Source organism: Pseudomonas mosselii (assembly GCF_003205295.1).
In the GTDB taxonomy this organism is placed as follows: domain Bacteria; phylum Pseudomonadota; class Gammaproteobacteria; order Pseudomonadales; family Pseudomonadaceae; genus Aquipseudomonas; species Aquipseudomonas mosselii_B.
Genome location: NZ_QJRP01000010.1, coordinates 59522 through 80053, shown reverse-complemented (window position 1 = coordinate 80053; position 20532 = coordinate 59522). Strand labels below are relative to the sequence as shown.

At 65.6% G+C, this 20532-nt stretch carries 18 protein-coding genes; 10 read left to right on the top strand and 8 right to left on the bottom strand.

The window, feature by feature from the left end:
* Positions 1 to 57: 57 nt before the first annotated feature.
* A complete protein-coding gene (locus DMX06_RS12375) occupies positions 58 to 1695 on the bottom strand; it encodes a 5-guanidino-2-oxopentanoate decarboxylase (RefSeq protein ID WP_110737544.1) in 1638 nt (545 codons plus the stop codon).
* Positions 1696 to 1807: 112 nt separating this feature from the next.
* On the opposite strand from DMX06_RS12375, the gene DMX06_RS12370 reads away from it, so the two are divergent.
* Complete coding sequence (locus tag DMX06_RS12370) at positions 1808 to 2689, top strand: LysR substrate-binding domain-containing protein (protein ID WP_110737422.1); 882 nt, start codon at positions 1808 to 1810, stop codon at positions 2687 to 2689.
* A gap of 223 nt (positions 2690 to 2912) precedes the next feature.
* Here the strand turns inward: DMX06_RS12370 and DMX06_RS12365 are convergent, their stop codons facing one another.
* Positions 2913 to 3527 carry an NAD(P)-dependent oxidoreductase gene (locus tag DMX06_RS12365; protein WP_110737419.1) on the bottom strand — a complete coding sequence of 205 codons (615 nt, stop codon included), beginning with the start codon at positions 3525 to 3527 and terminating at the stop codon, positions 2913 to 2915.
* A 28-nt stretch (positions 3528 to 3555) separates the two neighbouring features.
* A complete protein-coding gene (locus DMX06_RS12360; RefSeq protein WP_110737417.1) occupies positions 3556 to 4431 on the bottom strand; it encodes an MBL fold metallo-hydrolase in 876 nt (291 codons plus the stop codon).
* A gap of 103 nt (positions 4432 to 4534) precedes the next feature.
* Between DMX06_RS12360 and DMX06_RS12355 the strand changes: the two genes are divergently transcribed.
* Positions 4535 to 5443, top strand: a complete 909-nt coding sequence (locus tag DMX06_RS12355; RefSeq protein WP_110737414.1) for a LysR family transcriptional regulator — start codon at positions 4535 to 4537, stop codon at positions 5441 to 5443.
* A gap of 76 nt (positions 5444 to 5519) precedes the next feature.
* A complete protein-coding gene (locus tag DMX06_RS26310; RefSeq protein WP_177330819.1) occupies positions 5520 to 5693 on the top strand; it encodes a hypothetical protein in 174 nt (57 codons plus the stop codon).
* A 6-nt stretch (positions 5694 to 5699) separates the two neighbouring features.
* Here the strand turns inward: DMX06_RS26310 and DMX06_RS12350 are convergent, their stop codons facing one another.
* Positions 5700 to 6569 carry an isocitrate lyase/PEP mutase family protein gene (locus DMX06_RS12350; protein ID WP_110737412.1) on the bottom strand — a complete coding sequence of 290 codons (870 nt, stop codon included), beginning with the start codon at positions 6567 to 6569 and terminating at the stop codon, positions 5700 to 5702.
* Between the two features lie 401 nt (positions 6570 to 6970).
* On the opposite strand from DMX06_RS12350, the gene DMX06_RS12345 reads away from it, so the two are divergent.
* Complete coding sequence (locus DMX06_RS12345; RefSeq protein WP_110737542.1) at positions 6971 to 8422, top strand: MDR family MFS transporter; 1452 nt, start codon at positions 6971 to 6973, stop codon at positions 8420 to 8422.
* Between the two features lie 78 nt (positions 8423 to 8500).
* Here DMX06_RS12345 and ttgR read toward each other — a convergent pair whose 3' ends face one another.
* On the bottom strand, positions 8501 to 9133 hold the full coding sequence (ttgR, locus tag DMX06_RS12340) for an efflux transport transcriptional regulator TtgR (protein WP_028690203.1): 633 nt from the start codon (positions 9131 to 9133) through the stop codon (positions 8501 to 8503).
* A gap of 247 nt (positions 9134 to 9380) precedes the next feature.
* Here ttgR and ttgA point away from each other — a divergent pair, with 247 nt between their 5' ends.
* The 5 genes from ttgA to DMX06_RS12315 all read left to right on the top strand — a co-directional run bounded on the left by ttgA (position 9381) and on the right by DMX06_RS12315 (position 17926).
* Positions 9381 to 10535: a toluene efflux RND transporter periplasmic adaptor subunit TtgA gene (ttgA, locus tag DMX06_RS12335; protein ID WP_110737409.1), complete on the top strand. Its 1155-nt coding sequence runs from the start codon at positions 9381 to 9383 to the stop codon at positions 10533 to 10535.
* A 3-nt stretch (positions 10536 to 10538) separates the two neighbouring features.
* Entirely contained in the window at positions 10539 to 13691 is a 3153-nt protein-coding gene (ttgB, locus tag DMX06_RS12330) for a multidrug efflux RND transporter permease subunit TtgB (RefSeq protein WP_110737407.1), read from the top strand.
* Positions 13688 to 15133: an AdeC/AdeK/OprM family multidrug efflux complex outer membrane factor gene (locus DMX06_RS12325; RefSeq protein WP_110737405.1), complete on the top strand. Its 1446-nt coding sequence runs from the start codon at positions 13688 to 13690 to the stop codon at positions 15131 to 15133. Before ttgB ends, DMX06_RS12325 begins: the two co-directional genes overlap by 4 nt.
* A 343-nt stretch (positions 15134 to 15476) precedes the next feature.
* Positions 15477 to 16730 (top strand): OprD family porin, encoded by a 1254-nt coding sequence (locus DMX06_RS12320; protein ID WP_110737402.1) that lies wholly within the window; start codon positions 15477 to 15479, stop codon positions 16728 to 16730.
* A gap of 212 nt (positions 16731 to 16942) precedes the next feature.
* Positions 16943 to 17926 carry a LysR family transcriptional regulator gene (locus DMX06_RS12315; RefSeq protein ID WP_110737400.1) on the top strand — a complete coding sequence of 328 codons (984 nt, stop codon included), beginning with the start codon at positions 16943 to 16945 and terminating at the stop codon, positions 17924 to 17926.
* Here DMX06_RS12315 and DMX06_RS12310 read toward each other — a convergent pair.
* A complete protein-coding gene (locus DMX06_RS12310; RefSeq protein WP_110737397.1) occupies positions 17826 to 18512 on the bottom strand; it encodes a Crp/Fnr family transcriptional regulator in 687 nt (228 codons plus the stop codon). The two genes, DMX06_RS12315 and DMX06_RS12310, sit on opposite strands and share 101 nt — an antisense overlap.
* A 92-nt stretch (positions 18513 to 18604) precedes the next feature.
* Here DMX06_RS12310 and DMX06_RS12305 point away from each other — a divergent pair, with 92 nt between their 5' ends.
* A complete protein-coding gene (locus DMX06_RS12305; protein ID WP_110737395.1) occupies positions 18605 to 19129 on the top strand; it encodes an Mpo1 family 2-hydroxy fatty acid dioxygenase in 525 nt (174 codons plus the stop codon).
* Positions 19130 to 19325: 196 nt separating this feature from the next.
* On the opposite strand, the gene pcaC is transcribed toward DMX06_RS12305, so the two are convergent.
* Both pcaC and pcaD read right to left on the bottom strand, forming a co-directional pair.
* Entirely contained in the window at positions 19326 to 19727 is a 402-nt protein-coding gene (gene pcaC, locus DMX06_RS12300) for a 4-carboxymuconolactone decarboxylase (protein ID WP_062572960.1), read from the bottom strand.
* Positions 19728 to 19737: 10 nt separating this feature from the next.
* A complete protein-coding gene (gene pcaD, locus DMX06_RS12295) occupies positions 19738 to 20529 on the bottom strand; it encodes a 3-oxoadipate enol-lactonase (RefSeq protein ID WP_110737392.1) in 792 nt (263 codons plus the stop codon).
* Between the last annotated feature and the right edge of the window lie 3 nt (positions 20530 to 20532).

Below are 20532 nucleotides of genomic sequence, written 5' to 3'. Positions count from 1 at the left end.
GGGCGACTGTAGGAGCGGGCTTGCCCCGCGATCGAGGGCAAAGCCCTCGCTGCAGCTTCAGCCCTGAACCGCCCGCTGCCACTGACCTTGATCCACCTGGATCAAGGTCGGTCCCCTGCGCTCCACCGCCCTGCCCAACGCTGCCTGCAGTTGCGCCACATCACCCACGTCCTCGGCCTCGGCCCCCAACGCCCGCGCCACACCAATGAAGTCCGGGGTATGGATGTCCACGCCGACCGGCTCGATCGCCCGGTTGACCATGTACTTCTTGATTTCCTCGTACCCCTGGTTGTTCCACAGCAGCACGATCAGCGGCACCTGCGCCTCGACAGCGCTGGCAAGCTCAGGCAGGGTGAACTGCAGCCCGCCGTCACCGATCAGACACACCGCCGGTGCGCGTACGGCGGGCGACTCGGCGCTGCCCAGCCAGGCGCCCATGGCGGCCGGCAGCGCGTAGCCCAGCGTGCCGTAACCGGTCGAGGCATTGAACCAGCGACGCGGCCTGGCCATGTCCAGGGTCAGGTTGCCGGTATACACCGGCTGGGTCGAGTCGCCCACCAGGATGGCGTCCGGCAGGGTTTGCAGGATGCTGGTCAACAGGCGGGTCTGGCTCAGGGTCGGCTGGTCCCAGCTGGCCGCGTTGTCCTGGCGCAGGCGGGCGGCCCGCGCCGCTCCCCAATCGCTTTCGCGCGGCGGTTGCGCCTGCAGGTTCAGGGCCACCAACAGCGCTTCAATAGCCTGCGCGGCATCGGCCACCAGGGCCAGCTCGGGCAGGTAGTTGCGCACCGTCTGGTCCGGGTCGATGTCGATCCGCAGCAGGCTGCCAGGGATCTCGAAACCGCCCTTGAAGGTCACGTCGTAGTCGGTTTCGGCCAGTTCGGTGCCGATGGCCAGCACCACGTCGGCCTCGGCCACCAGCGCACGGGTGGCCGGCAGGGTCTGGGTCGAGCCGATCTGCAGCGGATGGTTCGCGGGCAACAACCCCTTGGCGTTGATGGTCAGCGCCACCGGCGCCTGCAGGTGCTCGGCCAGCCGCGCCAGCCCGGCGCCAGCTTCCAGGGCACCGCCACCAGCCAGGATCAACGGGCGCCGCGCCTTGGCCAGGCGCACGGCCATGCGCTGCACGGTCAGTGGCGCGGCGCCGGCACGGGTGGTACGCACCACGCGGCCCGGCAACAGGTGATCGGCGGCTTCCACCAGCACATCCAGCGGGATCTCGATATGCACCGGGCGTGGGCGGCCACCATCGAACACGGCGAAGGCGCGGGCCAGCACCTCGGGCAGGTCATCGGCGCTCATCAGCGTGTGCGAGAACGCCGCAACGCCTGCGACCAATCCGGCCTGGTTGGGCAATTCATGCAGCTTTCCACGCCCGCCGCCGAGCTGGCTGCGCGATTGCACGCTGGAAATCACCAGCATCGGGATCGAGTCGGCATAGGCCTGGCCCATGGCGGTGGTGATGTTGGTCATGCCCGGGCCGGTGATGATGAAGCACACCCCAGGCTTGCCCCGGGTACGCGAGTAGCCATCGGCCATGAACCCGGCACCCTGCTCGTGGCGCGGGGTGATGTGACGGATCGAGGAGGCGGCCAGGCCGCGGTAGAGTTCCACGGTATGCACGCCGGGAATGCCGAAGACATGATCGACGCCATAGCCTTCGAGGAGTTTGACCAGCACTTCACCACAGGTTGCCATCATCGAGTACCCGATTCTTGTTGAGACCTGTGCTCATGGAACCAAGCGCCGACTACCGCCACAATGCAAAAAAACACATACTAGCCATGACCGCACATCATGGCTTATCACAATGAAACGCCTGCCCCCTCTCCCCGCCTTGCACACCTTCCTGGTGACCGCCCGGCACTGCAACTTCACCCGCGCCGCGCAACAGCTGCATATCACCCAGGGCGCGGTCAGCCGGCAGATCGCCGGGCTCGAGGAGCATCTGGGCTACGCGTTGTTCCAACGCCAGGCCAGGGGCCTGGCCCTGACCCGCGAAGGGCAGGACTGGCTGCCCCGGGTGCAGCAGGTCTTCGCCCTGATCGAGCAAGGCGTGCGCGAGGTCGGCGGACGCAGCACGACACTGCAGCTCAAGGCGCCAACCTGCGTGATGCGCTGGCTGCTGCCACGCTTGCTGGAATGGCAGGCACTGCGCCCGGACGTGCCGGTGGAGTTGACCACCACGGTGCAGCACGGCGTGGATTTTCGCCGCGAGGGCTTCGATGCGGCCGTGGTCTATGGCGCGGCGCCGAACCATGGGCTGCAGGTACGCAAGCTGTTCGATGAACAGCTGACGCCGGTCTGCGCGCCATCGGTATCAAGCGACCTCTTGCAGTTGCAGGACCTGGCGCGGCAGATGCTGCTGCACCCCTCGCGGGACGAACACGACTGGCGGCTATGGTTGCAGGCGGCCAACGCCGGGTTCGAGCCCCAGGGGCCGAAGCAGCATTTCGAGACGCTGGACATGGCGATGGCCATGGCTTCCCAGGGGACAGGGATCGCCATCGGCGATTTCTCGCTGATCGGCGACGACCTGCGCGCGGGTCGGTTGTGCATGCCATTCGAGCTCAAGGTGACGACCGGGAAAGGCTATTACCTGGTGAGCCCGTCGAAGACCATGCCCGCAGGGCTGGTCGAGTTGATGGAGTGGCTGCAAGCGCGTGCCTCAAGCCTTGCGTACCCCATGTAGGAGCAACTGTCTTGCTCAACTGCTAAAGCTAGCGCGATCCCTGTGGGAGCGGCCTTGTGTCGCGAAAGGGCCGCATAGCGGCCCCGGCAATATCAGCTTGATGCGCAGATCTGGGGGGCGCTTCGCACCCCTTTCGCGACGCAAGGCCGCTCCCACAGGGGACGGTTCCCTACGCGACAGCGCAGCCCAAGGGCTGGGCGATCTCCTACAGGTACCGCGCGACTCAGTAGCCGACCGTGAACCGTGCCCGCGAATGCGCCGGTTTCTCCAGCTCGTCGAGCATGGCGATCGCGTAGTCGGCAAAGGTGATCCAGCTCTTGCCATCGGCGCCGATCAGCAGGTGGTCCTTGCCCAGGGCGTAGTGCCCGCTGCGCTCACCTTCGACGAACTCCGCCGACGGCGACAGGAAGGTCCAGTCCAGGGTCTGCTCGCGGCGCAGCGTCTCGAGAAAGCGCACCCCGGCACTGGCCTCGGCCTTGTAGGCCTCCGGGAAGTCAGGGCTGTCGATCACCCGGTGCCCGGACGGCAGCAGTAGGCTGCCGGCCCCGCCCACCACCAGCAGGCGCTTGACCCCGGCCCGCTTGACCGGTTCGATGATCGCGCCCGGCTCGATGGTGGAAAAATGCGCCGCGCTCAGCACCGCGTCGCAGCCCGCCACGGCCGCCTGCAGGGCGGCACTGTCCTTGGCATCCAGGGCCTTGACCGTCACGCCGTCACGGCCTTGCAGCTTGCCCGGATCCCGGGCGATGGCCACCACGCCGTGGCCGCGACGCAGGGCCTCTTCCAGCAACTGGCTGCCGGCGCGCCCGGTGGCGCCGATGATTGCGATCTTGCTCATGGGAAACACTCCAACAGGTTGAAAGGGATTACCACTTCATCTCGCCCTTGGCAACCTTGGCCCCCAATTCCAGGGAGCTCTCGTCGGCAAGGTTCGGGTAGCGTTGCTTCATCGCCGCGATCAGCGCGGCGGAGTCGGCGGCCTTGGCGGCTTCGGTATCGAAATCACGAATGTAGCCGGCGGTGAAGCGCACCGCATCCAGCGAACGGCTGCTGTCGCCCAGGTAATGCCCGGGGATCACCGTGCGCGGGGCGAGCTGCTCGATCTTCGTCAGGGTGCTCAGCCAGTCGGCGTGGGATTTCGCGGTCTGGGTGTCGGCCATCCACACGTGGATGTGCTCGGAAACCACCACACCACCGACCACTGCCTTGATCGAGGGAATCCAGACGAAACTGCGGTCCGGCTGTGGACCGTCCAGGCCGACAACCTCCAGTGCCTGGCCTTCCAGCTCCAGGCGATTGCCCTCGAGGACCTGCGGCACCACCAGGCGTGCCGGTTTGTCCGCGCCCATCTGCGGGCCCCAGTAGGCCAGCTTGGCGTCCATGGTCTTGCGGATGTGCTCGACCGTGGCGGCCGAGGCGACCACCCGGGCCTTGGGAAACGCCTGGGTGAGGGTGTCCAGACCGAAGTAGTAGTCGGGGTCGCCATGGCTGACATAGATGGTGGTCAGCTGCTTGCCGCTGGCACGCAGGCGTTCGACCACCTGCTCGGCCTGGCCTTTGCCGAACTGGGCGTCGACCAGGATGGCGTCGTGGGCGCCGCTGACGATCACCGAGCTGACCGGGAAGATCGCCGCGTGGCCAGGGTTGTAGGCTTCAAGCTTGAGCGGTTCGCCGGCCATGGCCTGGCCGCCGAGGGTTATACAGGCCAGCAGCAGGCCGCGCAGGGGGGTGAGAAGAGACATCGCAAGATCCTGTGAGTGGGACGATGCAGGCAAGCTTAGTTGCCCGAACCAATACAAAAAATGCGATGCTTCAACATAGTTTGTTTCTGAAATCGGACAGATCATGGACCGCCTCAACGCCATGCGCGTATTCGTCACCGTCGTCGACCTGGGCAGCCAGTCCGCCGCGGCGGATCATCTGGAGCTTTCCAGGCCCGTGGTATCACGCTACCTGGCAGAGCTGGAGGACTGGGTCGGCGCCCGCCTGATGCAGCGCACCACGCGCAAGCTCAGCCTGACGGCCGCCGGCCTCGAGACCCTGCCCCGCTGCCGCCAGCTGCTGGAGCTGGCCGGCGACCTGCAGAACGCCGTGCGCCAGCCGGACGACGCCCCCCGCGGTGAACTGCGCATCAGCGTCAGCACTTCGTTCGGCCAGGCCCAGCTGGTGGATGCGCTGGCCGCCTATGTCAAACGCTACCCCGGGGTGAAGGTGGAGCTGCAGATGCTCGACCGCACCGTCAACCTGGTGGACGAGCGCATCGACCTGGCCATCCGCACCAGCAACGACGTCGATCCCAACCTCATCGCCCGACGCCTGAGCGTGTGCCGCTCGGTGGTCTGCGCCAGCCCCGCCTACCTGCGCGAGCACGGCACGCCGCGCCAGGTCGAGGAACTGAGCCGGCACAACTGCCTGACCCATGCTTACTTCGGTCACAGCCTGTGGCATTTCGAGGTGGACGGGCAGAACGTCGCCGTGCCGGTGCAGGGCAATATCAGCGCCAACGAGGCCATGACCCTGCAGAAAGCCGCCCTGGCCCACGCCGGCATCGCCATGCTGCCCACCTACCAGGCGGCGGCCGCGTTGCGCAATGGCGACCTGGTGCGGTTGCTGCCGTACGCCAAACCACGAGAGTTGACGCTCAACGCTGTGTACACCTCGCGCAAGCACATGCCGGCGACACTGCGCAGCATGCTGGACTTCCTGGCGCAGCGGTTCGGCGACGAGCCGGAGTGGGACAAGGGATTGAGCTGAGTCCAGACCATGCAGATCTGCGCACAAGGCCTATGCTTGAAGGTATCACCTGTTGCACCAACAGGAGGTCCGCACCATGAGCATCAAATCCAGGCGTTGCGCCCTCGTCTTCGCCCTGGTCGCGGTGGCCGGGCTCTACGGCTCGGCCTGCTGGCGGGTCGAGCTGCTGCGCAGCCAACCCAACGCGGCCGCCAGCTGCGTCCACGAGCACTGCGTTCCCCACAGCGCCACCCTGAGCGCCGTCAGGTAGAGAGGATCATTCCTCGACGCTCATGTACTCTTTCGCCCAGCGGATGTAGTCCTCGGGCTGGGTGTAGATGTGCGAAAGCTCGGTGGCGCCGAGGTTGTCCGACTTGTGCTGCTGGCCACGCTGCTGGCGCAGGCAGTCGTAGGTGGCCTTGATCGCGGCGAAGTAGGCGGCATGGCCATCGACCACGATGCGCACGCCCAGGCGCGCCAGGCGCTCGTCGTCGCGCAGGTTCGGGTTGGCGTAGGTGACCAGCATCAGCGGCACGCTCAGGTGCTCGGCGATCTGCTCCAACTGCTCGAAGTCCTTCACCCCCACCATGCAGATGCCGTCGGCGCCGGCCTTCTGGTAGCTCTGGGTGCGGACGATGATTTCCTCGGTGGTAAGCACGCCGGCATTGGTCCGGGCGATGATCGCCAGCGCCGAGTCGACACGCGCCTCCAGCGCCGCGCGAATCTTGCCCACGCCCTCCTCCACCGGGATCAGGTCGGTGGACTTGCGGCCAAACTGGGCCGGCAGCAAGGTGTCCTCGATGGTCAGCGCGGCCACGCCGGCGCGCTCCAGCTCGATGACCGTGCGCATCACGTTGAGCGCATTGCCGTAGCCGTGGTCGGCATCGGCCAGTACCGGCAACTGGGCAACGCGGCCGATGCGGGTGGCCTGCTCGACGAACTCGCTGAGGGTGATCAGGGCGAAGTCCGGCGCGGCCAGGACCTGCAACGAGGCGACCGAGCCGCCAAGGATGCCGACTTCGAAGCCCAGGTCCGCGGCGATACGGGCGGACATCGGGTCGAAGACCGAAGCGGTGTGATAGCACGAACCTGAAGCAAGCAGTTCGCGGAAGGCAAAACGCAGATCGTGGTGGGAAGCCTTGGGCATGATCACTCCGCTTGTAATGAAATTTGTGAACGGCTGACAACCGACCCCTGAATCGGGTCTACCTGACTGTTCCAACCGTCGCCATCAGGGCGGTCATGCTCGACATGCAGGCAGAGGAAGAGAAGGTGTGGACATACAGCGACGCGAAACCCTGCGGCAAATGGTTGCACCATGCTGGTGCAGCCCCCGGATTTCAGCCTCTGCGGCCCAGCCACGATATCACGCGGCCATGCAGCGCTGGATGAATGCGCCAATGCCGATCTTGCATAGGGGATGCATGGAGTACATAGGTAGCTATGTAACTCAGGGTACAATGCACCACCATGAATGAGACCATCGCGGAGCAAGCCCCTCCCACGATGCCTCGCGATCGCGCCAGCTCTGACCACAAGGTATCCACCGTGACCGCCGCCCTGCCCCCCACCGTCCTGCGCAGCGTCCTGACCGCCCTGATGCTGGCGATCTTCCTCGGCGCCCTCGACCAGACCATCGTCGCCGTGTCCATGCCGGCGATCTCCGCGCAGTTCAATGATGTCGGGCTGCTGGCCTGGGTCATCTCCGGCTATATGGTGGCCATGACCATCGCGGTGCCGATCTACGGCAAGCTCGGCGACCTGTATGGCCGGCGGCGCATGATCCTCACCGGCACCGCCCTGTTCACCCTGGCCTCGGTGGCCTGCGGCCTGGCCCAGGACATGCCGCAACTGGTGCTGGCGCGGGTGCTCCAGGGCATCGGCGCCGGCGGCATGGTGTCGGTGAGCCAAGCGATCATCGGCGACTTCGTGCCGCCCCGCGAGCGCGGACGCTACCAGGGCTATTTCAGCAGCATGTATGCCCTGGCCAGTGTCGCCGGGCCGGTGCTCGGCGGCTGGCTGACCGAGTACCTGTCATGGCGCTGGGTGTTCTGGATCAACCTGCCGCTGGGGCTGGTGGCCCTGTGGGTGATCCATCGGGCGCTGGAGGGGTTGTCGGTCAGGCGCCGCGAGGCCCGGGTGGACTACCTCGGCGCACTGCTGATGATCCTCGGCCTGGGCAGCCTGCTGCTGGGCATCACCCTGGTCGGCCAGGGGCATGCCTGGCTGTCGCCGCAGGTAATGGCGCTGCTGGGCTGCGCGCTGCTCGGGCTGCTGGCATTCATCGCCCACGAGCGCCGTTGCCGCGAGCCGCTGCTGCCGCTGGGCCTGTTCGGCAACCGGGTCGCGGTGCTGTGCTGGTGCGTGATCTTCTTCGCCAGTTTCCAGTCAATCTCGCTGACCATGCTCATGCCCCTGCGCTTCCAGGGCATTACCGGTGCCGGCGCCGACAGCGCGGCGCTGCACCTGCTGCCGCTGGCCATGGGTCTGCCCATCGGCGCCTTCACCGGCGGGCGCATGACCAGCCGCACCGGCCGCTTCAAGCCGCAAATCCTCACCGGTGCGCTGCTGATGCCGCTGGCCATCGCCGCCATGGCGCTGGCCCCGCCGCAGTCGGGGTTGCCCAGCGCGCTGTTCATGCTGCTGACCGGAATCGCCTGCGGCCTGCAGTTCCCCACGTCGCTGGTGGGCACGCAAAGTGCGGTGGACAGCCGGGACATTGGCGTCGCAACCAGCACCACCAACCTGTTCCGCTCGCTCGGCGGGGCGATGGGGGTGGCATGCATGTCCAGCCTGCTGCTGGCGCTGCTGCATCAGGGCGGCTTGGAGATGGTGGGCAACCCGTTGCTGGGCAGCCTCAAGGCGGGCGAGGCGGATCCGCAAACGCAGGCGCGTTTGCTGGAGACCTTCCGCGACCTGTTGCTGGTCAGTGCCGGGGCTTCGCTGATCGGACTGCTGGCGGCGCTGGCATTGCCGGACAGGCAGTTGCGTGGGCGCTGAGGGTCTGCGCCCACAGAGGTCATTAACGCCCCCTTAATCGCAAAGGAGTAACACTTCCTCACAATCCTTAACAAAGTGTCATTTGCGCAAGCCCGGGCTCAAGCGCAGCATATCCAGCCCGGTATCGACCCATTTTTCGACATCGGCCAACAGATCGAAGCTGTCCGGCAACAGCAGCCAGCGGCCGATCAGGCCATCCACATAGGCAAACATGGCCACGGCAGCCCTATCGATATCGAGCTCCCCGGGCAACTGGCCACGACGTACCGCATTGCCCAGGGCCAGGGCGATACTCTGATGGCAGTCCAGCACCGCGCCCTGGCGTTGCTGGCGAATCTCACACATGTCGTCGGTGAACTCGCACTTGTGATGCAGGATTTCATTGATACGCCGGGTACGGGCATCGAGCACCAGCTCGTTGAACACTTGCAGCAACAGCTTGCGCATGCAGCCGAGCGGGTCGAGCTCGTCCTCGCTTTCACTGGCCCGGGCCAGGTGATCGTGGGTTTCGTGCAGGCTGTCGAGCAGCGCCTGCACCAGCTCCGCCTTGTTGCTGAAATGCCAGTAGATCGCCCCACGGGTCACCCCCGCGAGTTCGGCGATGTCGGCCAGGGTGGTGCGCGCGACCCCGCGCTTGTAGAAGGCCTTCTCCGCCGCCTCGATGATCTGGGCGCGGGTTTCCTGGGCTTCTTCTTTGGTTCGACGGACCATGGCAGTACAACCTCATCAGGCCCCGCCTGCGCATCCGGCGGGCGGGAATCAGGCCGGGGCAGGCGCTTCATGGGCCGCTCCCGGGTGCATGTGGACGATCCGCGGCGACTCACCGACGGTATTTACAAACAACCATGAATGTAAGTATATTCCTTAGCAAGCTATTTATCCACCGGATAGCGTTTTTCTCATAAGACACTTCCACTATATTCTTGAGCTCCCTTGCTCCTGCGACCCGAGGATCCTCATGCAATTCAAGCCAGCCGTAACCGCCCTGGTTTCCGCCGTGGCCCTGGCAACCCTGCTCAGTGGCTGTAAGAAAGAGGAAGCAGCGCCTGCGCCGCAGGCTCCTCAGGTCGGCGTCGTGACCGTGCAACCGCAAGCCTTCACCCTGACCTCGGAACTGCCGGGGCGCACCAGCGCCTACCGTGTGGCCGAGGTTCGCCCGCAGGTGAACGGCATCATTCTCAAGCGCCTGTTCAAGGAAGGCACCGACGTCAAGGAAGGGCAGCAGCTCTACCAGATCGACCCGGCCGTCTACGAGGCGACCCTGGCCAACGCCCAGGCCAACCTGCAGGCTACCCGCTCGCTGGCCGAGCGCTACAAGCAACTGATCGACGAGCAGGCCGTCTCCAAGCAAGAGTACGACGACGCCAATGCCAAACGATTGCAGGCCGAGGCCTCGCTCAAGAGCGCCCAGATCGACCTGCGCTACACCAAGGTGCTGGCTCCGATCAGTGGCCGTATCGGCCGCTCCTCGGTCACCGAAGGCGCCCTGGTGAACAACGGCCAGACCAACGCCATGGCCACCATCCAGCAGCTCGACCCGATCTACGTCGACGTCACCCAGTCCACCGCCGAGCTGCTCAAGCTGCGCCGTGACCTGGAAGGCGGCCAACTGCAGAAGGCCGGCGACAACGCCGCCCAGGTGCAGCTGGTGCTGGAAGACGGCAGCCTGTTCAAGCAACAGGGTCGCCTGGAGTTCTCCGAAGTCGCGGTCGACGAGACCACCGGCTCCGTCACCCTGCGCGCGATCTTCCCCAACCCCGACCACACCCTGCTGCCCGGCATGTTCGTGCATGCGCGGCTCAAGGCCGGGGTCAACGCCAACGCCATCCTGGCCCCGCAACAGGGCGTGACCCGCGACCTCAAGGGCGCGCCGACCGCATTGGTGGTCAATCAGGAGAACAAGGTCGAACTGCGCCAGCTCAAGGCCAGCCGCACCCTGGGCAGCGACTGGCTGATCGAGGAAGGCCTGAACCCGGGCGACCGCCTGATCACCGAAGGGCTGCAGTTCGTGCGACCGGGCGTCGAGGTCAAGGTCAGCGAAGCCACCAACGTCAAGAAGCCGGCCAGCCCGGCTCAGGCCAACGCGGCCAAAGCAGACGCCAAAGCGGAGTAAACCATGTCGAAGTTCTTTATCGATCGCCCGATCTTCGCCTGGGTGATCGCCCTGGTGATCATGCTGGTCGGCGCCCTGTCGATCCTGAAGCTGCCGATCAACCAGTACCCGAGCATCGCCCCGCCGGCCATCGCCATCTCCGTGACCTACCCGGGCGCCTCGGCGCAGACGGTGCAGGACACCGTGGTGCAGGTGATCGAGCAGCAGCTCAACGGTATCGACAACCTGCGTTATGTGTCGTCGGAAAGTAACTCCGACGGCAGCATGACCATCACCGCCACCTTCGAGCAGGGCACCAACTCCGACACCGCGCAGGTCCAGGTCCAGAACAAGCTGAACCTGGCCACCCCGCTGTTGCCGCAGGAAGTGCAGCAGCAAGGTATCCGCGTCACCAAGGCCGTGAAGAACTTCCTGCTGGTGATCGGCCTGGTGTCCGAAGACGGCAGCATGAGCAAGGACGACCTGGCCAACTACATCGTCTCCAACATGCAGGACCCGATCTCGCGGACCGCAGGCGTGGGTGACTTCCAGGTGTTCGGTGCGCAGTACGCCATGCGCATCTGGCTGGATCCGGCCAAGCTGAACAAGTTCCAGCTGACCCCGGTCGACGTGCGCACCGCCGTGGCCGCGCAGAACGTCCAGGTCTCGTCCGGCCAGCTCGGCGGCCTGCCAGCGCTGCCAGGTACCCAGCTCAACGCCACCATCATCGGCAAGACTCGCCTGCAGACCGCCGAGCAGTTCGAGAAGATCCTGCTCAAGGTCAACAACGACGGCTCCCAGGTACGCCTGGGCGATGTCGCCACGGTCGGCCTGGGCGGCGAGAACTACGCCATCAGCGCCCAGTACAACGGCAAGCCGGCCTCGGGCCTGGCGGTCAAGCTGGCCACCGGCGCCAACGCCCTGGACACCGCCAAGGCGCTGCGCACGACCATCAGCGACCTGGAGCCGTTCTTCCCGCCGGGCGTGAAGGCCGTGTTCCCGTATGACACCACGCCGGTGGTCACCGAATCGATCAGCGGGGTGATCCACACCCTGATCGAGGCCGTGGTCCTGGTGTTCCTGGTGATGTACCTGTTCCTGCAGAACTTCCGCGCCACCATCATCACCACCATGACCGTGCCGGTGGTGTTGCTGGGTACCTTCGGCATCCTTGCCGCCGCCGGCTTCAGCATCAACACCCTGACCATGTTCGCCATGGTCCTGGCCATCGGCCTGCTGGTGGACGATGCCATCGTCGTGGTGGAGAACGTCGAGCGGGTGATGTCCGAGGAAGGGTTGCCGCCCAAGGAGGCGACCAAGCGCTCCATGGAGCAGATCCAGGGCGCCCTGGTGGGTATCGCCCTGGTGCTGTCGGCGGTACTGCTGCCGATGGCCTTCTTCGGCGGTTCCACCGGTGTGATCTATCGCCAGTTCTCCATCACCATCGTCTCGGCCATGGGCCTGTCGGTGCTGGTGGCGCTGATCTTCACCCCGGCCCTGTGCGCCACCATGCTCAAGCCGCTGAAGAAGGGTGAGCACCATGTGGCCAAGCGCGGCTTCTTCGGCTGGTTCAACCGCAACTTCGACCGCAGCGTCGTCGGCTACGAGCGTAGCGTCGGCACCATCCTGCGCAACAAGATCCCGTTCCTGCTGGCCTACGCCCTGATCGTGGTCGGCATGATCTGGCTGTTCGCCCGTATCCCCACCGCGTTCCTGCCCGAGGAAGACCAAGGCGTGCTGTTCGCCCAGGTGCAGACCCCGGCCGGCTCCAGTGCCGAGCGCACCCAGGTGGTGGTCGACCAGATGCGCGAGTACCTGCTCGACAAGGAAGCCGACACCGTGGCATCGGTGTTCACCGTCAACGGCTTCAACTTCGCCGGTCGTGGCCAGAGTTCGGGCATGGCGTTCATCATGCTCAAGCCATGGGGCGAGCGCTCGAAGGAGAACAGCGTGTTCGCCCTCGCCCAGCGCGCGCAGATGCACTTCTTCAGCTTCCGCGATGCGATGGTGTTCGCCTTCGCCCCGCCGGCAGTGCTCGAACTGGGTAACGCCACTGGCTTCGACGTGTTCCTCCAGGACCGCGCCGGCGTCGGCCATGCAAAACTGATGGAAGCGCGCAACCAGTTCCTGGCCAAGGCCGCGCAGAGCAAGATCCTCAGCGCCGTGCGTCCGAACGGCCTGAACGACGAGCCGCAGTACCAGTTGACCATCGACGACGAACGCGCCAGTGCCCTGGGCGTGACCATCGCCGACATCAACAACACCCTGTCGATCGCCCTGGGCGGTAGCTACGTCAACGACTTCATCGACCGTGGTCGGGTCAAGAAGGTCTACATCCAGGGCGAGCCGAACTCGCGGATGAGCCCGGAAGACCTGCAGAAGTGGTACGTGCGCAACGGCAAGGGCGAGATGGTGCCGTTCTCCTCCTTCGCCAAGGGCGAGTGGAGCTACGGTTCGCCCAAGCTGTCACGCTACAACGGCGTGGAAGCGGTCGAGATCCTCGGTACCCCGGCCCCGGGCTACAGTACCGGTGAGGCCATGGCCGAAGTCGAACGCATCGCCGGCGAACTGCCAACCGGCATCGGCTACTCCTGGACCGGCATGTCCTACGAGGAAAAACTCTCCGGTTCGCAGATGCCGGCGCTGTTCGCCCTCTCTGTGCTGTTCGTGTTCCTGTGCCTGGCGGCGCTGTACGAAAGCTGGTCGATCCCGATCGCGGTCGTGCTCGTGGTACCGCTGGGCATGATCGGTGCCCTGCTCGCCACCAGCCTGCGCGGGTTGTCCAACGACGTGTACTTCCTGGTCGGCCTGCTGACCACGATCGGCCTGGCGGCGAAGAACGCCATCCTGATCGTCGAGTTCGCCAAGGAGCTGCACGAGCAAGGCCGCAGCCTGTACGACGCGGCGATCGAGGCGTGCCGCATGCGTCTGCGCCCGATCATCATGACCTCGCTGGCGTTCATCCTCGGCGTGGTACCGTTGACCATCGCCAGCGGCGCCGGCGCGGGCAGCCAGCACGCCATCGGTACCGGTGTGATCGGCGGCATGATCAGTGCGACCGTGCTGGCGATCTTCTGGGTACCGCTATTCTTCGTCGCAGTGTCGTCGCTGTTCGGCAGCAAAGAGCCGAAAGAACACGCCACCCCTGAAACTCCACGTTATGAGGCTGGGCAATGACCAAGTCTTTGTTGTCCCTGGCGGTAACCGCTTTCATCCTCGGCGGCTGCTCGCTGATTCCCGACTACCAGACGCCGGAAGCGCCGGTGGCTGCGCAGTGGCCGCAAGGCCCTGCGTACTCGCCGACCGAGTCGGCCAACGTCGCCGCGGCCGAGCAAGGCTGGCGCCAGTTCTTCCACGATCCGGCGCTGCAGCAGCTGATCCAGACTTCGCTGGAGAACAACCGCGACCTGCGCGTCGCGGCGTTGAACATCGACGCCTACCGCGCCCAGTACCGTATCCAGCGCGCCGACCTGCTGCCGGCGGTATCGGCCAATGGCAGCGGCAGCCGCCAGCGGATGCCGGCCAACATGTCGCAGACCGGCGAATCCACCATCAGCAGCCAGTACTCGGCCACCCTCGGTGTCAGCGCCTATGAGCTGGACCTGTTCGGCCGTGTGCGCAGCCTGACCCAGCAGGCCCTGGAAACCTACCTGTCCAGCGAGCAGGCGCGTCGCTCCACGCAGATCAGCCTGGTGGCCAGCGTGGCCAACGCCTACTACACCTGGCAGGCCGACCAGGCGCTGCTGAAGCTGACCGAAGAAACACTCAAGACGTACGAAGAGAGCTACAACCTGACCCGCCGCAGCAATGAGGTGGGCGTGGCGTCGGCGCTGGACCTGAGCCAGGCCCGCACCGCCGTCGAAGGCGCGCGGGTCAAGCTGTCGCAGTACCAGCGCCTGGTCGCCCAGGACCTTAACAGCCTCACCGTGCTGGTAGGCACCGGCGTGCCGGCCACCCTGCCCAAGCCGCTGGAGCTCAATGCCGACCAACTGGCCGAAGTGCCGGCGGGCCTGCCGTCCGACATCCTGCAACGCCGTCCGGACATCCAGGAGGCCGAGCACCTGCTCAAGGCCGCCAACGCCAATATCGGCGCCGCCCGCGCGGCGTTCTTCCCGAGCATCAGCCTGACCGCCAACGCCGGCACCCTGAGCCCGGACATGGGCGGGCTGTTCAAGGGCGGTTCGGGCACCTGGCTGTTCCAGCCGCAGATCAACCTGCCGATCTTCAACGCCGGCAGCCTCAAGGCCAGCCTGGACTACTCGAAGATCCAGAAGGACATCAACGTCGCCAAGTACGAGAAGACCATCCAGACCGCCTTCCAGGAAGTCGCCGATGGCCTGGCCGCACGCAAGACGTTCGAAGAGCAACTGCAGGCGCAACGCGACCTGGTGGCGGCGAACCAGGACTACTACCGCCTGGCCGAGCGTCGCTACCGCATCGGTATCGACAGCAACCTGACCTTCCTCGACGCCCAGCGCAACCTGTTCAGCGCCCAGCAGTCGCTGATCGGCGATCGCCTGTCGCAGCTGGTCAGCGAGGTCAACCTGTACAAGGCCCTCGGTGGCGGCTGGTACGAGCAGACCCAGCAGCAGGCCTCGATCCAGACGCCGAAAGGCTGATTGGACCGGTAACGCATCAAGCCCACCCTTGCGGTGGGCTTTTTGTTTTTTGGCTGACTGCCAGGGCCCTTTCGCGGGTAAACCCGCTCCCACAGGGGGAATACAGCGTCCTGTGGGAGCGGGTTTACCCGCGAAAGGGCCAGCACAGCCTGCACCGGCTACCAGCGCCAACATATGGTTCGATAATCGCCCCATTCCGCGTTCCACGAATTGCCTCGCCCCCACCCTCCCCCGCACCATCGCCCACGCAACGTTGCACAAGCTCTCTCAAAAGACGCCCGACCCTGCGGCCCGCACCCGCAGCGCACCGGCTCGCCCAATAAAAACAAGAGATCCACGACAGATGAGCACTTTGCAACCCGCACGCCAGCTGCTGCCGGGCCTGTTGGCCCTGTCCTGCGCCTTGCCCGCCATCGCCGCCGAAAGCGGTTTTCTGGAAGACGCCAAGGCCAGCCTCAACCTGCGCAACTTCTACATCAACCGCAACTTCGTCGACCCGGCCAATCCCCAGGGCAAGGCCGAGGAATGGACCCAGAGCTTCATCCTCGACGCCCGTTCCGGCTTCACCCAGGGCACCGTCGGCTTCGGTGTCGACGTGCTGGGCCTGTACTCGGTCAAGCTTGATGGCGGCAAGGGCACGGCCGGCACTCACCTGCTGCCGGTGCATGACGATGGTCGCCCGGCTGATGATTTCGGCCGCCTGGGCGTGGCATTGAAGACGCGCCTGTCGCAGACCGAACTCAAGGTCGGCGAGTGGATGCCGGTGCTGCCGATCCTGCGTTCGGACGATGGCCGCTCGTTGCCGCAGACCTTCCGCGGCGGCCAGCTCACCTCCAAGGAGCTCGACGGCCTGACCCTCTATGCCGGCCAGTTCCGCGGCAACAGCCCGCGCAACGACGCGAGCATGGAAGACATGTTCATGCAGGGACGCGCCGGCATCACCTCCGACCGCTTCGACTTCGCCGGTGGCGAATACAGTTTCAACGACAAGCGCACCATGGTCGGCCTGTGGGACGCCCGCCTCAAGGACATCTACCGCCAGCAGTACCTGAACCTGGTGCACAGCCAACCCTTGGGCGACTGGACCCTGGGCGCCAACCTGGGCTACTTCCTCGGCAAGGAAGACGGCAGCGCCCGCGCCGGCGACCTCGACAACCGCACCGCCTCGGCCATGCTCTCGGCGCGGTACCAGGGCCACACCTTCTACGTCGGCCTGCAGAAGGTCAGTGGCGACGACGCCTGGATGCGGGTCAACGGCACCAGCGGCGGCACCCTGGCCAACGATAGCTACAACGCCAGCTTCGACAACACCAAGGAGCGCTCCTGGCAGGTGCGCCATGACTTCAACTTCGTCACCGTGGGCATCCCCGGGCTGACCCTGATGAACCGCTATATCAAGGGTGACAACGTGCATACCGGCGGGGTGGACGATGGCAAGGAGTGGGCCCGCGAGACCGAGCTGGCCTATGTGGTGCAGGCCGGGACGTTCAAGGACCTGTCGGTGAAATGGCGAAACTCGACCATGCGCAGGGACTTTAGCAGCAATGCGTTCGACGAGAACCGGTTGATCGTCAGTTATCCGCTGAACCTGCTTTAGCAGGTCTGGCCTCTTCGCGGGTAAACCCGCTCCCACAGGGACAGCACAGCCTTGGAGTCCAGTGTTATACCTGTGGGAGCGGGTTTACCCGCGAAGAGGCCGGTGGCCACAATAAAGAATCTAAAGGAATATATAAATCAAATAACATTCTTTGACGTTATATATGGCAACCCGCTAAAAACGAGCCCTGATCCCCGCACCAGAGCCCGAGCATGGACCTCCGCCAACTGCGCTATTTCATCGCCCTCACCGAATACCGCAGTTTCGTCCGCGCCGCCGAAGCCATGGGCATCACCCAACCCGCCTTCAGCCGCGCCATCCAGAACCTCGAGCAGACCTTCGGCTGCGCCTTGGTCGATCGCGCCAACAAGTCACTGCCCCCTACCCCCGAGGGGCAGGTGGTACTGCAACACGCCCGCCGCCTGGTACAAGGCGCCGCGCAGTTGAACAACGAAGTACTGCAGATGACCAAGCTCGACGCCGGCGAACTGCATTTCGGCAGTGGCCCGGCCCTGGCCGTGCGCCTGGTGCCCCAGGCCCTGCAACAGTTCATCGATCGCCACCCAGGCATCCGCACCGCGCTGCTGGTGGACAACGCCGAACGCCTGGGCCAGGCGCTGCGGCGAGAGCAGATCGAGTTCTTCGTCGATGACGTGCGCCCCTTCGAGGCCGATCCGAACTTCCACACCGAAGCGCTGACCCCGCGCCCCGGCCTGTTCTTCTGCCGCCCGGGTCACCCATTGCTGGCCAAGGACAGCCTGTCGACCAACGACCTGTTCGCTTACCCCCTGGCCAGCGCGCTGCTCACGCCGGGCGTACGCAAGCGCCTGGCCAACCTCAGTGGACGCAGCGACTTCACTCCACACCTGCAGACCGAGCACCTGGCGGTGCTGCGCAGCGTGGTACTGGCCAGCGACGCCATCGGCACGGCCAGCGAGGAGGCGGTGGCCGAAGACCTGGCCGCCGGCCACCTGGTGCGCCTGCACTGGCGCAACCTGCCGCCGGGCCTGGAGGTGCTCAGCGTGCGCTGCGGGGTGATCAGCCGCAGCGGCTATCGCCTGTCGCCGGCGGCGCGGGCGATGATCGATACCCTGGTCAGCCTGGATGCTGCCCCATCGCCCGCAGGCGCCGGGCATCGACAATCTCCACCTCGCCATAACCCAGGCGCACCACGCCGGACTGCTCGAGGCTCTTGAGGATTTGGTTGATGGTCTGGCGCGACAGCGACAACATCAGGGCCAGCTGTTCCTGGGACACCTGCAGCCGCCACTGGGCGACATCACGCTCGCCGTAACCTTCGGCCATCTGCAGCAGACGCTGGGCCACCCGCGGCGCGGCGGCCAGCAGGCTCTGCTGCTCCAGGGCAACGAACACCCAGCGCAACTTGTGGCTCATCAGCAAGGCCAGGTCGCGCCAATGCACAGGCTCGCGCGCCAGCCACTCGAGCAGCGGCGCCTGGGGGATCCACAGCAGGCGCGTCGGCCCTTCGGCATAGGCGTCGTGGGTACGCGGCTGGCCATCGAACAAGCTGATCTCGCCAAACCAGTGGGGCGACTCGACCAACGTCAATAACGCCTCCTTGCCCTCGCTGCTGACCGCGCCGACCCGCATCGCCCCCTCCAGCACCGCATACAGGCCACAGGGCGCATCGCCGCGCTGGAACAGGCATTGCCCCGGCGCCAGCTCACGCGCACGGCCCAGGGCCAGCAGGCTATCCTGAACGGTAGCGGGCAATTGCCGGAACCACTGGCCATGCAGCAGCTGGGTACGCGGGTCGTGCATGGCGCCTCGCAAAACGAACTCTGTCGGCCAGGCGACAGACGACGGTGACTGAACAGGGGCAAGCTGCGCTCACCCCTGATGGAGGAACAACAATGAAAAACCTCGTCGAGCACCTGAGTCAATACGCGGCCTACCACCGCGATCCACGCAACATCGCCACCCACTTCATCGGCATTCCGCTGATCGTGCTGGCTGTGACCATCCTGCTGTCGCGCCCCGGCTGGGACCTGGCCGGCGTCTGGCTGTCGCCAGCCCTGCTGCTGGCGGGCTGGTCGGTATGGTTCTACCTGCGCCTGGACCTGCGCTTCGGGCTGGTGATGGGCCTGCTGCTGGGGCTGTGCCTGTGGGCCGGCCAGGCGCTGGCCGTGCAGAGCACCGGGCTGTGGCTGAGCGCCGGGCTGGGGGCGTTCGTGGTGGGCTGGATCATCCAGTTCGTCGGCCATTGGTATGAAGGACGCAAGCCGGCGTTCGTCGATGACCTGAGCGGGCTGATCATCGGGCCGCTGTTCGTGGTGGCGGAGCTGGCGTTCATGGCCGGCCTGTGCCCTGAGCTGAAAAAGGCCGTGGAGGCCAATGCCGGGCCGGTGGCCATCCGCCACAAGAAAGCAGCGATCTGACCAGGAGATTCTGGGGCCGCTGCGCGCCCCATCGCGACACAAGGCCGCTCCCACAGGCCTGTGCAAACCCTGTGGGAGCAACTGTCTTCTTTGTAGAGCTGGCGCCTGCAGGTTTGGAGTGAAGCTCAGGCTTAGCACGGTCCATGTGGGAGCGGCCTTGTGTCGCGATGGGCTGCGCAGCAGCCCCGGCAATCTCTCAAGTCACCTGGGTGCGCGACTCCACCCCCAACTCATCCCACACCGACTCGGCCAAGTGGAACGTGGCATTGGCCGCAGGGATCCCACAGTAGATCGCGCTCTGCATGATCACTTCCTTGATCTCCTCGCGCGTCACGCCATTGTTGGCGGCGGCACGCAGGTGCAGCTTGAGCTCTTCATTGCGGTTCATGCCGATCAGCATGGCGATGGTGATCAGGCTGCGGGTATGGCGCGCCAGGCCGGGGCGCGTCCAGATATCGCCCCAGGCATGCCGGGTGATCATCTCCTGGAACTCGCCGTTGAAGTCGTTGAGCTTCTCCAGGCTGCGGTCGACATGGGCGTCGCCCAGCACCGCACGGCGTACCTGCATGCCCGCCTCGTAGCGTTGTTTCTCGTCCACGGTGTTCTCCTCAACGGCTCGACAGGAAGTCGAGCACACGGCGGCTGAACGGCGCGCCGATCTCGACATTGGACAGGTGCGCCGCCGCGAACTCGACGTACTCGGCGCCGAGGATGCCGGCCTGCATGAAGCGACCGTGCTCGGGGGTGGTCACCGCATCGGCGCTACCGGCGACAATCAGGGTCGGCACCTGGATATGGTTGAGCTGGTCACGGAAATCGGCATCGCGCACCGCGGCGCAATTGGCCGCGTAGCCCTCCGGCGAGGTCTGCGCCAGCATCTGGCAGATGCGCAGGGTACGCTCCGGTTCGGCGGCGGCGAACGCCGGGGTGAACCAGCGGGCGATGGAGGCATCGCGCAAATCGGCCATGGCCTGCCGGCCCCCCGCGAGCACGGTGTCGATGCGGGTGTTCCAGACTTCGTCACTGGCGATCTTCGCCGCCGTGTTGCACAGCGCCAGGCTGAGCAGGCGGCTGCCTGCGTTGATGCCCAGCCACTGACCGATCAGGCCGCCCATGGACAGGCCGATGAAGTGGGCCTTTTCGATATCCAGGGCATCAAGCAGGGCCAGCACATCGCCACCCAACTGCTCGATGCTGTAGGGGCCTTCGGTGACCAGCGAACCGCCATGCCCCCGGGTGTCGTAGCGCAGCACACGAAAATGTTCGGCCCAGGCCGGGATCTGCGCATCCCACATGTGCAGGTCGGTACCCAGCGAGTTGGACAGGACCAGCACCGGCGCATCGTCCGGACCGTCGAGTTGGTAATGCAATGCGCCATCGGCCAGTTGCAGGTGCGCCACAGC

Excerpts from the sequence above, each read along its gene's own strand:
- DMX06_RS12375 (WP_110737544.1), bottom strand. The coding sequence starts at position 1,695 with ATGGCAACCTGTGGTGAAGTGCTGGTCAAACTCCTCGAAGGCTATGGC.
- DMX06_RS12370 (WP_110737422.1), top strand. The coding sequence starts at position 1,808 with ATGAAACGCCTGCCCCCTCTCCCCGCCTTGCACACCTTCCTGGTGACC.
- DMX06_RS12365 (WP_110737419.1), bottom strand. The coding sequence starts at position 3,527 with ATGAGCAAGATCGCAATCATCGGCGCCACCGGGCGCGCCGGCAGCCAG.
- DMX06_RS12360 (WP_110737417.1), bottom strand. The coding sequence starts at position 4,431 with ATGTCTCTTCTCACCCCCCTGCGCGGCCTGCTGCTGGCCTGTATAACC.
- DMX06_RS12355 (WP_110737414.1), top strand. The coding sequence starts at position 4,535 with ATGGACCGCCTCAACGCCATGCGCGTATTCGTCACCGTCGTCGACCTG.
- DMX06_RS26310 (WP_177330819.1), top strand. The coding sequence starts at position 5,520 with ATGAGCATCAAATCCAGGCGTTGCGCCCTCGTCTTCGCCCTGGTCGCG.
- DMX06_RS12350 (WP_110737412.1), bottom strand. The coding sequence starts at position 6,569 with ATGCCCAAGGCTTCCCACCACGATCTGCGTTTTGCCTTCCGCGAACTG.
- ttgR (WP_028690203.1), bottom strand. The coding sequence starts at position 9,133 with ATGGTCCGTCGAACCAAAGAAGAAGCCCAGGAAACCCGCGCCCAGATC.
- ttgA (WP_110737409.1), top strand. The coding sequence starts at position 9,381 with ATGCAATTCAAGCCAGCCGTAACCGCCCTGGTTTCCGCCGTGGCCCTG.
- ttgB (WP_110737407.1), top strand. The coding sequence starts at position 10,539 with ATGTCGAAGTTCTTTATCGATCGCCCGATCTTCGCCTGGGTGATCGCC.
- DMX06_RS12325 (WP_110737405.1), top strand. The coding sequence starts at position 13,688 with ATGACCAAGTCTTTGTTGTCCCTGGCGGTAACCGCTTTCATCCTCGGC.
- DMX06_RS12320 (WP_110737402.1), top strand. The coding sequence starts at position 15,477 with ATGAGCACTTTGCAACCCGCACGCCAGCTGCTGCCGGGCCTGTTGGCC.
- DMX06_RS12315 (WP_110737400.1), top strand. The coding sequence starts at position 16,943 with ATGGACCTCCGCCAACTGCGCTATTTCATCGCCCTCACCGAATACCGC.
- DMX06_RS12310 (WP_110737397.1), bottom strand. The coding sequence starts at position 18,512 with ATGCACGACCCGCGTACCCAGCTGCTGCATGGCCAGTGGTTCCGGCAA.
- DMX06_RS12305 (WP_110737395.1), top strand. The coding sequence starts at position 18,605 with ATGAAAAACCTCGTCGAGCACCTGAGTCAATACGCGGCCTACCACCGC.